The organism is Gracilibacillus lacisalsi DSM 19029, from assembly GCF_000377765.1.
GTDB lineage: Bacteria > Bacillota > Bacilli > Bacillales > Amphibacillaceae > Gracilibacillus > Gracilibacillus lacisalsi.
In genome coordinates, this window is sequence record NZ_KB898687.1 from 1 (window position 1) to 11,611 (window position 11,611).

General features: G+C 36.5%; 13 protein-coding genes. 6 read left to right on the top strand and 7 right to left on the bottom strand.

Annotated features, from left to right (window positions below; genetic code table 11):
- A partial coding sequence (locus D569_RS23255; RefSeq protein WP_018934424.1) for a DUF1672 family protein occupies window positions 1-709 on the bottom strand: 709 nt, incomplete at its 3' end.
- A gap of 103 nt (window positions 710-812) precedes the next feature.
- Window positions 813-1,724, bottom strand: a complete 912-nt coding sequence (locus tag D569_RS0121080; protein WP_026287422.1) for a DUF1672 family protein — start codon at window positions 1,722-1,724, stop codon at window positions 813-815.
- Window positions 1,725-2,256: 532 nt separating this feature from the next.
- Here D569_RS0121080 and D569_RS0121085 point away from each other — a divergent pair.
- Window positions 2,257-2,805 (top strand): GNAT family N-acetyltransferase, encoded by a 549-nt coding sequence (locus D569_RS0121085; protein ID WP_018934426.1) that lies wholly within the window; start codon window positions 2,257-2,259, stop codon window positions 2,803-2,805.
- A gap of 55 nt (window positions 2,806-2,860) precedes the next feature.
- Here the strand turns inward: D569_RS0121085 and mgrA are convergent, their stop codons facing one another.
- Window positions 2,861-3,853, bottom strand: a complete 993-nt coding sequence (mgrA, locus tag D569_RS0121090) for an L-glyceraldehyde 3-phosphate reductase (protein ID WP_018934427.1) — start codon at window positions 3,851-3,853, stop codon at window positions 2,861-2,863.
- A 21-nt stretch (window positions 3,854-3,874) separates the two neighbouring features.
- Window positions 3,875-4,234, bottom strand: coding sequence for a Lin0512 family protein (locus tag D569_RS0121095; protein WP_018934428.1), 360 nt, complete (start codon window positions 4,232-4,234; stop codon window positions 3,875-3,877).
- A 160-nt stretch (window positions 4,235-4,394) separates the two neighbouring features.
- Between D569_RS0121095 and rlmH the strand changes: the two genes are divergently transcribed.
- Entirely contained in the window at window positions 4,395-4,874 is a 480-nt protein-coding gene (rlmH, locus tag D569_RS0121100; RefSeq protein ID WP_018934429.1) for a 23S rRNA (pseudouridine(1915)-N(3))-methyltransferase RlmH, read from the top strand.
- Between the two features lie 102 nt (window positions 4,875-4,976).
- A complete protein-coding gene (locus tag D569_RS23510; protein WP_281169082.1) occupies window positions 4,977-5,234 on the top strand; it encodes a sigma-70 family RNA polymerase sigma factor in 258 nt (85 codons plus the stop codon).
- 169 nt (window positions 5,235-5,403) lie between these two features.
- On the opposite strand, the gene D569_RS0121110 is transcribed toward D569_RS23510, so the two are convergent.
- Together D569_RS0121110 and D569_RS0121115 are read right to left on the bottom strand one after the other, a co-directional pair.
- Window positions 5,404-6,324 (bottom strand): sensor histidine kinase, encoded by a 921-nt coding sequence (locus D569_RS0121110; RefSeq protein WP_018934431.1) that lies wholly within the window; start codon window positions 6,322-6,324, stop codon window positions 5,404-5,406.
- Between the two features lie 28 nt (window positions 6,325-6,352).
- Window positions 6,353-7,069: a LytR/AlgR family response regulator transcription factor gene (locus D569_RS0121115; protein ID WP_018934432.1), complete on the bottom strand. Its 717-nt coding sequence runs from the start codon at window positions 7,067-7,069 to the stop codon at window positions 6,353-6,355.
- Between the two features lie 500 nt (window positions 7,070-7,569).
- Here D569_RS0121115 and D569_RS0121120 point away from each other — a divergent pair, with 500 nt between their 5' ends.
- From D569_RS0121120 to D569_RS0121130, 3 genes are read left to right on the top strand one after another with little or no spacing between them, the layout of a single operon-like run.
- Window positions 7,570-8,307, top strand: coding sequence for an ABC transporter ATP-binding protein (locus D569_RS0121120; RefSeq protein ID WP_018934433.1), 738 nt, complete (start codon window positions 7,570-7,572; stop codon window positions 8,305-8,307).
- Window positions 8,291-9,100: an ABC transporter permease gene (locus tag D569_RS0121125; protein ID WP_018934434.1), complete on the top strand. Its 810-nt coding sequence runs from the start codon at window positions 8,291-8,293 to the stop codon at window positions 9,098-9,100. Before D569_RS0121120 ends, D569_RS0121125 begins: the two co-directional genes overlap by 17 nt.
- Window positions 9,078-9,797, top strand: a complete 720-nt coding sequence (locus D569_RS0121130; RefSeq protein WP_018934435.1) for an ABC transporter permease — start codon at window positions 9,078-9,080, stop codon at window positions 9,795-9,797. The genes D569_RS0121125 and D569_RS0121130 overlap by 23 nt, the downstream gene beginning before the upstream one ends.
- A 635-nt stretch (window positions 9,798-10,432) precedes the next feature.
- Here the strand turns inward: D569_RS0121130 and D569_RS0121135 are convergent.
- Entirely contained in the window at window positions 10,433-11,395 is a 963-nt protein-coding gene (locus tag D569_RS0121135; RefSeq protein WP_026287424.1) for an aromatic acid exporter family protein, read from the bottom strand.
- Window positions 11,396-11,611: the final 216 nt, after the last annotated feature.

Genomic DNA, 11,611 nt, shown 5'->3' on the forward strand with positions numbered 1-11,611 from the left:
TTTTATTAAGTTGGATCGTTTCTTCCCATTCCTTACCTGAACGATTGGAATTTTTTAAGTACTCCCGATAAGCTCCCTCGAAATCTTTATCATCCCAAATCGTTACAAAATAATACTCATTACTAAATCTATTTGCTCCAACAGGTATAGCTTCTTTATTTAGTCCTGTTAAGTTATATTCTTGATTCACTTCTTCAATTAAGTCTGTTAAATGTTGAAACTCTTTTTCCATCACCATTCCATATATTCCAGCCATAATGGCATTTTCTATTTGTCCTTCTTGTGACCAGACATGATCGACTAGCATTTCTTCATTTTGTTTATTAATTGGAATAATCGCATAGGTATAAAAGTGTGGTTCTCCTACTGATTCCACAAATACGGTAGCACCATCTTGATTCCCAACTATGTTATGTACGATGACTTCTGTGTTATATTCTTCATCAAAAAAACGCTTCACAGCTTTTTCGATGACTTTTCGATTGGCATTTGCTATTTTATCTGTTTCTTTTCCGTTTCTTAACGTGTACTCTTCACCTGTGTATTCTTGTACAGGCATTAACACCTCGGGATCTTTTCCGTTTACCCCATTATCTATATGTGACGATTCATAATTGTAAATTTCTTTTAGCAATTCGCCACACCCGCTTAAAATAACAACGCTGACCATCATGATGACTACTAAACTAATTCTTCCAACTTGTAACATTTTCAGTCTCCTTATTGAAGCTTGCGCATATGTATTATCAGTAATATTAGAGATACTATCTTTAGTTGAATCCATTCTGACCACATATAATTTCTTCACATTTTTAATCTTTTATTAAATTATCAATTCTTATTGAATTCTTATTACTACCTACTGCTTTTCTTTTATTTATGTTATTATCATGAATGGATAATCCATACATTCCTTTTGGCAGATTATCAGTTTCTTCTATAGAAGTTTTAAGCATTTCTATTGTTTTTTCATTTGGTTTAGCATTTGCATCTTCCATGTAAAGATTAACTGATATTCTAATAGATTCTGGATTAACATCATTAATATTAATCATTTCACTCCACTCTTCTTCAGATCTATTGGGATTTTCTAAATAACTTTCTATAATTGGTATAAAGGGGCTCTCATCTCGTATAGAGACGAAATAAAAATCATTACTAAATCGATTCGCACCTATTGGGATTGCTTCAGAATTTATTCCAACTAAATTGTGTTTTTCAGTGATTTCCGAAATAAGGTTAGTTAAATTATTAAATTCTTCTTCAAGTATAAGACCATAGATTCCAGCAATAATCGCATCTTCTATTTGCCATTCTTGAGACCAAACGTTGTCTTCTAGAATTTCTTCGTTTTTAACATCAATCGGAATAATTGCGTAGGTATAAAAATGCGGTTTACCTATTGATTCTACAAACACCGTTGCACCATCTACATTCCCAGCGATATGATGTACGGTAACCTCTGTTTTATATTCTTCTTTAAAGAATCTTTTTACTGCTTTTTCCACTACTGCTCTATTCTCATTAGCAATGCGTCCTGTCACTTCGCCATTGTCCAACTTATATCCTTCTCCAGTATATTCTTGGACTGGTACATAAACATCTTCCACATTATTCTCTTCCGACTGGTCTGCGTTTTTTTTAGCGCCGTCCATATCTCTAGAACACCCTCCTAAAATCAATACACATAAAATAGACGTAACTATAATAATTTTTTTAATCATCTTCAATAGACACTGCCTCCTCATCGAAGCTTACGCATTTTCATTATAAGAATAATGATATGTAAAACCAACTATTTATAATGAAATTTTTGGAAATAATTCGTTTCATCTAGGCTTACAGATGGGTGGGATGGTAATTTATAACTATATGTAGCATATCGGGGGAGACTTTTTGATAACTACAACATCCGTTAATGCTTCGCCTAAGAAATTTCCAATAGTGAATCAATTCCATACTGCAGATTTATAAAAAAATAATCCAATTCTGTATTAAAACGTAGAGTATGTTTATTGAGGATCCTTCATATTTCTATTCAGTATTGGATATTTGTGTTAATAATTAAATAAAAGCTTGCAAAGAGGCAAGTTAGCCCCATAAGGGATTTAACGAAATATAAGCTTGTTGGGATGGGGATGTTGCGATCAGTTTGATCATAAAAATGGTGTTAAATCTTTGCTAAATCAATCCGTTCCTTATGTGTTTCAAGGATAGGACCGAATCAGTAACAACGTAAAATAAGGAGTGATCGTAATGTTGTTTGAATCATCAAGGGTAAGATTAAGGAAGATGACGGAGGAAGATACAGAACTTTATCACAGATGGAGAAATGATATAGAAGTAATGCAATCCACAAATCCCTCTTTGGATGTATATTCGATAGAGGCAACGAAAGAATTTGTAGATACTGTTATTTTAAATTCTCCTCATTCTAAAAGCTACATCATAATGGATAAAGACAATGAAATACCAATTGGCATTGTATCATTGATTAACATGGATTATAAGAATCGAAACGCTGAATGTATTATAGACATTGGTGAAAAAGAATATTGGGGTCAAGGTTATGGTTCAGAGGGATTAAAGTTACTGATTGATTTCGCCTTTTACGAAATGAATCTTCATCGTGTTTCGCTCAAAGTATTTTCATTTAATGATAGAGCTATTCGATTATACAATCGGATTGGTTTTCAAGAAGAGGGAAAAAGTAGACAAAGCCTATTTAGAAATGGCGATTGGCATGACATTCATATGGGACTTCTGCAAAAGGAATACTTTGAGACACAAATAAAAACTACATAAAGTATGAAGTGCATACTTAACTAGAAAACTCGAGTGCTAGCACTCGAGTTTACGCTTAATTTAAAATCTCATTAATTGCATCCAGTTCTTCTTGTGTAAAAGTAGTATTATTTAATGCTTTGATATTTTCTTCAATTTGACTAACTCGGCTTGCACCAATTAATGCAGATACAACTGATTTTTCTTGTAATACCCAGACGAGTGCCATTTGTGCTAAGGTTTGCCCGCGGTCTCGTGCGATTGTATTTAATGCTTTGATCTTCTGTAGTTTGTCAGAAGACACATCGCGTTCATTTAAGAAAGGAATAAATTCTTTTGCTGCTCGGGAATCCTTTGGAATACCACTTAAGTATTTGTCTGTCAATAGCCCTTGAGCTAATGGTACATATGCAATACAGCCAATTCCGTGTTCATCCAGTACATCCGTTAAGCCATTTTCTATCGTACGATCAAGCATAGAATAAGCGGCTTGATGAATGATAAAAGGTGTACCTTGTGCTTTTAAAATGTCAATTGCTTGTTTTGTTTGTTCTGCGTTATAGTTGGAAATGCCGACGTACAGTGCTTTTCCTTGTCGGACTGTTTGATCTAGAGCGGCCATTGTTTCTTCAAGGGGTGTCTCTGGATCTGGACGGTGGTGATAGAATATGTCCACATAGTCGAGGTTCATGCGCTGTAAGCTTTGATCAAGACTCGAGATTAAATACTTTCGAGAGCCCCAGTCGCCATATGGACCATCCCACATCCTGAATCCTGCTTTTGTTGAGATAATCATCTCATCCCGATAGCTGGAGAAGTCTTCTTTTAAAATACGTCCAAAGTTTTTCTCTGCTGCCCCTGGAGGTGGACCATAATTATTGGCAAGGTCAAAGTGAGTAATCCCTAAATCAAAAGCTTTCATTAGCATTCGGCGCTGATTCTCTAACGTATCCTCGCCTCCAAAGTTGTTCCAAAGGCCAAAGGAAATGGCCGGGAGCTTGATACCTGAGTTGCCACAACGGTTATACGGTATTTCATGGTAACGTTTGGGACTCGCAATAAACGTCATACACATTCCTCCCTATTATTTTTAATAGCCTACTTCTACAGCTGCATTGACAATATACATCAGATCGTTCTTGTCTTCTTTTTCTTCGAGAACAATACCAGATGTTGTCGCCATACCACCATCAATCACTTCGACTGTCACTGTTCCATATGGTATTTCTTGTTTGACTAGCTCCACATCTACTTTTTCTTTGTCGATGGGAACGGCTAGTCTAACATTAACTTTCATGTTGTGCAGGTTGTTTTCTGGTAGGTATTCGGCAATACCTGGCATGGAATTGTAGTGAATGGCATTTTCCACAGCACGAAGACAGGCTTTGGTCACATTTTGTCCATGTACATCTATTCCAGTTCCTGTTTCAATAAATATGATTTTTTCCACGAAATCGCCTCCAATTAATAAGGATAGAGACAAAATATGTAATCATCCCCTTATTTAATGGTAAGGTAAAACGATGCGTAAATCAATTATGAACAACTCGTATCCAGTTCATGGATTTGGTAAAATAGTAATAATGATAGTTTTCGGAAGGATGACACACATGAAGATTTCGATTGTAGCGGTAGGAAAGTTAAAAGAGAAATATTTAAAACAGGGTATACAAGAGTATATGAAAAGATTAGGCGCTTATGCTCATATGGAAATAATTGAAGTGCCAGATGAGAAAGCACCAGAGAATATGAGTGAAGCGGAACAAGAGGAAGTGAAACGAAAAGAGGGCGAACGAATCCTGTCGAAAATTTCCCCAGACGCATACGTTATTTCCCTGGAAATAATGGGACAAATGCCAACATCCGAGAAATTTGCCGAAAAAATAGAACAATTAATGATTCATGGCAAGAGTAAAATTGTTTTTGTTATCGGAGGATCGTTGGGGTTGAGTAAGGAAGTTAGTGATCGAAGTGATTATGCTCTGTCCTTTTCTAAGATGACATTTCCTCATCAGTTGATGCGGTTGGTTCTGTTGGAGCAGGTTTATCGGGGGTTTAGGATTATGAAGGGGGAACCGTATCATAAGTAAATGAGGTTATTTTAAGATGTTGAGATAAACCCGTATAGAATCGAGTTTAATAAACTTGATTCTATACGGGTTTTATTTTAAGTTTTAAATAAAAACTAATTAATCCTCGTAAGGTATTTAATGAAAGTTATCCTTCATCCACAAAACGCAGAAGATTTAATACAAGAGACGATGATGAAGTGTATTGAAAAAATCCAACTGTATAATGGTGAATCCAAGTTTTTCTCATGGTTTATAACAATTGCAACGAACCTTTTCATCGATCAACATCGTAGAAAGAAGCAGGAGAAAAATTGGCTAGGTAAGGAACGAGCGCTCCGAAAAATGGAATGGAATGCAGCCAATATGAACGAAAAATGATCGGATGTACTTGCCCAAGTTAAATGAGGAACCAATAACGTGGAATGATAACTCAGTTGAGCTTCGTAATTACTATAGCGAGATATTTAATATGTAACATATAAAAATGAAAGGGTGCATATCTTCCAAGGATTCGCACCCTTCGTTATTGAAGTTCCCCCACCCCTTCCTAATCCTCTTCCCCATACACATCCAACAAAAGTATACTCACAACATACCGATTATCTTCGAACCATTGATTATAAATTCCACCATGCTCTTCAACGATTTTTTTCACATTTTTTATTCCGATTCCCTCGGTTTGTCGATGCTTTCGCGTATGAATCTCCTCCCTATCAAATACATTTGAAATTTCAATAAGCAGGTTATGATCAAATTGTTTGATGAGGAGTGAAATCTCTTTTTCTTTAAAATGAGACAAACGTAAGACCGCCTCTAACGAATTATCGATTAAATTTCCTAGTACCACTGCCAAAATGTCCGTATCCAAATGAAGCTCTTCTGGGAGGAAAGATTGAACGCTTAACGTTACTCCATTGCTTTTAGCAGTCGATACTTTTTCATTCAGAAAATAATTTAAGACAAAGTTATTTGTAAAAAAATAATTACTGTCGTCGATTTTCTGGATGGAATCTTGAAGATATGATTTTGCTCCAGTAATATCGTGTTGACTTAACATCCCGAGTAGAACAACATATTGATTTTTTAGGTCGTGCTTCATGGAATAGAGTTTAGATTGTGAATCCTTCAGTTGTTGGAGGTATTTCAATTCGGCTTCCAATACTTTCTTTTGTGTTGTCGTTTTTTCAAGTTGTTTATAATAATTTCCAAGGGTTATATAAAGATATAGGATGCAAAGATTCATATAAATAATAAATGCAGCTATACATATAAAAATAAAATTTGGGTTATTCACTACATGAATTTCCGACACGACAGCAGTACTTAACAGAAATACCGAAATCAATGGTATAGAAAATATGACCATGACGAAAAAAACATGGATAGGTAGCTTCCATTTAAATTTTTGAAGAAGGGTAATGATCAAAATAACTACAAACATTAGTATGATAATTAGTATGAAAGCCATATCTTTCCCTCTAGCCACTCATATCCATTCAATAGATGAAGTCTCGTAACTTCATCAAAATTTGTTTCTTCGCATGATCTTTAAATTTCCGGCTTATTGGTATGTCAACTGTTTGTTTATCGTTTACTTTCATCGTAACGGTATTATTTCTAACTTGTTTTATATATCTAACATTAACAACAAACGAGGTGTGAACCTGTACAAAGTTATCATTCACTTTGGATAAAAGGGCTTTGGTGTGAAAAATCGTTTCATATGTATCAGAAGGTGTATGAATAAATACTTTGCGTTTATTTTTTTCAAAGTAAATAATGTCACTTAAAGGAAGGCTGTAAAAAACTTTGTTAAACGTAAACGTAAATTTCGATTCATTTAAATCTAAATATTTGATTGCGCGATTCAAGGCAGCATGTAATTTACTTTTTGTTATTGGCTTTAAAATATAATCAAACGTGTTCACTTTAAAAGCTTTTTCCATATATTCTTTGAAACTTGTAATAAAGATAATCGGAGAAGTATAGTTATTTCCCCTAATAGTCTCGGCAATCTCTAAACCTAATAGATTGGGAAACTCCATATCTAAAATAAATATATCATATGTATCTTCCTCTAGTGATTCAATTAATCGAAGAGGATTATAGAATATATCCATTTCAAATAAGGAGGAGTCATATTCTAACAATAACTCTTCAATTTCTTTTACGATTATAGGAACATCATCGCAAATAGCAACTTTTATTACCATTGTTTCACTCCTTTAGACCATCGTAAATGAGTGTCTTTTACTAAAAAATTTGTATAGCAGTCATGGAGTTGCTCAAAGGTGATTATTTCTGCATGAAGACACACTAGCATTGTAATTAAATAAAACCTCTTAAAAACAAAAGGTAATTTCTACTATGAAGCATATCCTGCACTTTTCCTCGAAAATAGCTACCAAGAATTAATGTTTAGTATAAAAAATCCCTTACCCTACTTATTAGACTAGAACAATTATAATAAGTCAATTGTTACATCTAACTTACGTATTATTACATAAGGGAAAAGTTTCCAAAAATTCACGTTATTATTAATGTAAATAGAAATATTAATTTCTATTTACCATAATCAGTTTCTAGATAAAATGCCATTATATCGAGAATTAGCTAAAGAGCAGTTTTTGGATAAGGTAATCTAAGTATAGATGTTTAAAGGTTTTAATAATTGGTTACCTAATCTAAACTTATTTAGGAGGAGATTTATATAGTGACGAATCAGCCAAACAACATTGTTATCTCACATGTAAACAAGCGACACGGAAACAAAGAAATTTTAAAAGATGTGTCCTTTGGAGCGAAACAAGGGAGAATCACAGCTTTTCTCGGGCCAAATGGTGCAGGAAAAAGTTCAACACTTCGTATTTTGTTAGGACTGGATCGTTCAACAGGCACGGCAACTTTTGGCGGAAGAAAATATGTAACATTTGATACACCATTGAAAGTGGTTGGAGCAGCATTTGACGGGATAGGTGGCAGTCTTTCGAGAAAGGTAAAAACCCATCTAAAAATTATCGCACAAAGTAACGGCATTCCTAATAGTCGTGTAGCAGAAGTATTGAAAATCGTCGGGTTACCGGATAAAGGTAACGCGAGGCTCGGAACGTTATCCTTGGGTGAGGGGCAGCGGCTTGGGCTGGCAGCGGCACTGTTGGGTAACCCACAATATCTCGTCCTTGATGAACCAACGAATGGACTGGATCCAACAGGAATTCGCTGGTTTCGAAAGTTTATTCGTCAGCAAGCGGACTTGGGAAGGACCGTTTTGCTGTCGTCCCATCTTCTTTCGGAAGTGGAAGCTGTAGCAGATGATGTCGTGATTATTGATCATGGAAAAATCATCGCAACGGGTGAGCTTCATCAGGTGATGAAGAATCTGGAATCATTGGAAGACGTGTTCTTTTCACTTACAGAAGAAGGTGAGACAATAGATGAAAACTTTCTCTAGAATCGTGCGATTTGAATTAATTAAGATTACTTCAAGTAGAGTGTGGTGGGTCATTTGTGCGTTAGTTGTTGTTGTCCAACCTATTCTAGCATATATCGTAGCCAAAAGTTATGCTCAGGTGGGGTTAGACGCGACACCAGAAACGCATCCGGGATTAGCAGAAGCGTTACCACCTCTCGATTATATTGGAATGGAATCCGTATTATTTGGGTTATTACCGATTGTTGTCTTTGGAGGAATCATCGGGGCAAGTGAATTTAAACATCATGAATTACGTACGACATTACTCTGTCAAAGTAGTCGCATCCAGGTTTTTGGTGCGAAAGTAATCGCGCTATTAGTGTGTACGACGCTCCTATCATTGATAACCATTTGGGCTACGATTTCGATTACGCATGTTGGCTTGGGAGAAGAGGGATTACATCCATTATATCTCAGTACGATAGCCTGGCAGTATATTTTCTTTGCAGCGCTCAATTGGATTTTATTAACAATACTTTCTTTTGGTATCGGCATGCTCTTTAGAAATGCGCTCGTACCTTTAGTTTTTTTAGTTCCACAAGTTTACAATCTCGGAAAATATTTAGCCCAAAGATGGGAATGGGCGGAGTATCTCCCAGTGGCAGCTGGTAATCTTCTCTTTGCCACACCAACAGACCTGTTTGAACATGACCCACTAAAGGGCGGAATGATCCTGCTGATCTGGGTGATGGTAGCTTTAGGAACATCTTATTTCACTTTTGTTCGTAGCGATGTAGGGGGGAGTATTAATGTACGCTGTCCTCCGTGGTGAGAAAACGAAATTCTTTTCCTTTGGCTGGTGCATGTTAGGGATCATTGGAGCGAATCTCGTTCCCGTACTTTTCTTATTGACATCCAACACACCGATAACAGGGGGAGAGGAGGAAATGCTTTCTCTGATCTTGCAATCCCTATATTTAGGCCAACTAGGAGTGATTGTTGCCAGCGCAAGTTATTTCGGACAAGAATATTCACAATCTGTCTTACGAACAACCCTTCTTACCCAACCACACAGAATAAAATTATTATTTACGAAATTCGTGAACATTACTGTGATTATAGTTCTTACAGGAATCGTTTCGAGTCTGCTTGGTTTAATTGTTTCATTCTTGCAACATGACTTGGAATGGACAAATTCTTTCGGATTACGGTTACTTGAAAGTGTCTCTCTTGCCATACTTAGTTGGATCCTATTAGCTTGGATTACCTCAGCATTATCGATTATCACCAAATCGCTGATCACACCGATTGCGATCATGCTCCCGCTTATTTTGGGACTAAGCCAAATGTTGTTACAAGTTTTTCAGTTAGCAAAGTATTTACCTACGCTTGTTGCGATGAATATTTATAACGTAGCTTCAGTGGGAATTTATTTGGATGAGTGGTTGGGCCTAGGGGTTCAGCTTTTGTGGGCGGTGATGTTGGTCGGGATTGCTAGTTGGTTGTTTGCGTGGCGTGGCGTGCGTTGAGTTGGAATGAGGGGATTAGTTAAATAAAGGACGAGAAACTGCGGTAGGGTTTCTTGTCTTTTTTTGTGAGCGAATTAGGGTCAGATGCGAGCGGATTAGAGGGGGTTGTGAGCGAATTGGAGCCTATCTCGAGCGAAAAAACATTGTGAGATCATTAATAAAAGAAGTACACATGGCTGGGAACCGGAAGGATATAGAGAAAATGAACTTCTAGTTTTCTCCTACTAGGAGTTTACATCTAATGAAGGGTGGAGAGCCATACTATAAATAGAGTTGAAATTTGCTGAAGGTAAGCGGCTAACTTTTTTTCGGGAGCGGATATTGAAAGTGTGTGGTTATAATCCCTTTATTTTCCGCCAAATAGTCAGCTGTTTACCGTCCCTCAATGGCACTATCCATGCTCTGTTCAAATAAAATGTTTCCGAGAGTATCATTGTCAGAGAGGTCATCTACACCAACGATAAGGTGAAATAAAAGCCACCATTATGATTATGGGAGGTGGCTTTTAAACTGGATCACGTCGCCGAGGATCGCACCTCCGACCTGTAGTTTTTAAAAGATGCTCTTAATGATATCAACCACTACTAACGCTTAGTGATAGAGGTTAAAAATATTTTCTGAAGTATTTATAATCGTTAATTTCGTTTCGGATAGGGTTTAAATTTTTTCTTAATGGTTAAATAGATTTTCATTTCGTACAATAAATGAAATAATGCAGATCGTACTTCAAACTCTTTTCGGGAACGTGGAAGCTCCATTTCGCGAAGTGCTTCTGTCAATTCATGCAACTGCTTTAAATAAAGGATGGCGGTATTACCCGGATGAATGGCATTACTCAACTCCTCCATAAATTCAGCTATTTTTTGACTTTGCACGACTGTGTGATCAAGCGTTGATATCAATGGTAGCATACGTTTCAAAATTTCAAGCTGTTTTTCTCTCATTTTAAAATAATGATAAAAGTAGTCATCATGACGAAATAATTGGTTATCGCTCGCTCTTAACGCATTTGCAAGCCCATCATCAATTTTCTTGGAAGCAGTTATGAGTTCCTCCCCGCTCCAATTTGTGATATTTCCCCGTAAATAACGCGCATATTCATACCAGATTTTTTCAAAACATTGCTCGAGTTCTTCTTGAGTGTTCCGCATTTGTTTTTCATTGCTTGGCATATAGGTATTCATTAGCAATGCTGCTCCGACCCCAATTAATAGTAGTAAGATTTCATTGAGCAGAATACCGAGCGTAACTTGTCCAAGTGTGTAGAGATGGAGCATGAACACAGTGCTTGTCACAATGCCTTTTTTTGCATTAAAATACACAACTATTGGAATGAATAAAAGCAATAAAACACAGAGCACGATAGCGTGATATCCGAAAAGTTCAAACATGACTGTCGCTAAAGCTAATCCAATGACACACGCAATGATTCTCTGCCACGAAGCCATTAGAGAGTCTTTTCTTGTCACCGATATACAAAGTATCGCAGTAATACCTGCTGATACATAAAAATCAAGCTGTAGCTGCTCTGCTATAAATATGGCAAGTGCCGCTCCTATAGCAGTTTTTAGTGTGCGATAACCTATGATGTTAAACATATATTGTATATCCTTTCCTCTTTGCATGAGATCCAGTAAAGACGTACCTTTATCAAGGTGCAAACGTCCGTAAACCCCCCTTCAAGGTTTGAGTGAAAACGAGGAAACTAAGTGGGGATAAACGGACGCTAACTTCCTGATAAGTTTCGCTAACAATCAGTGGGAGTTAAAACTCCCACTGATTGAAGTCTCACTTTATTATAATCCAATTGGCAA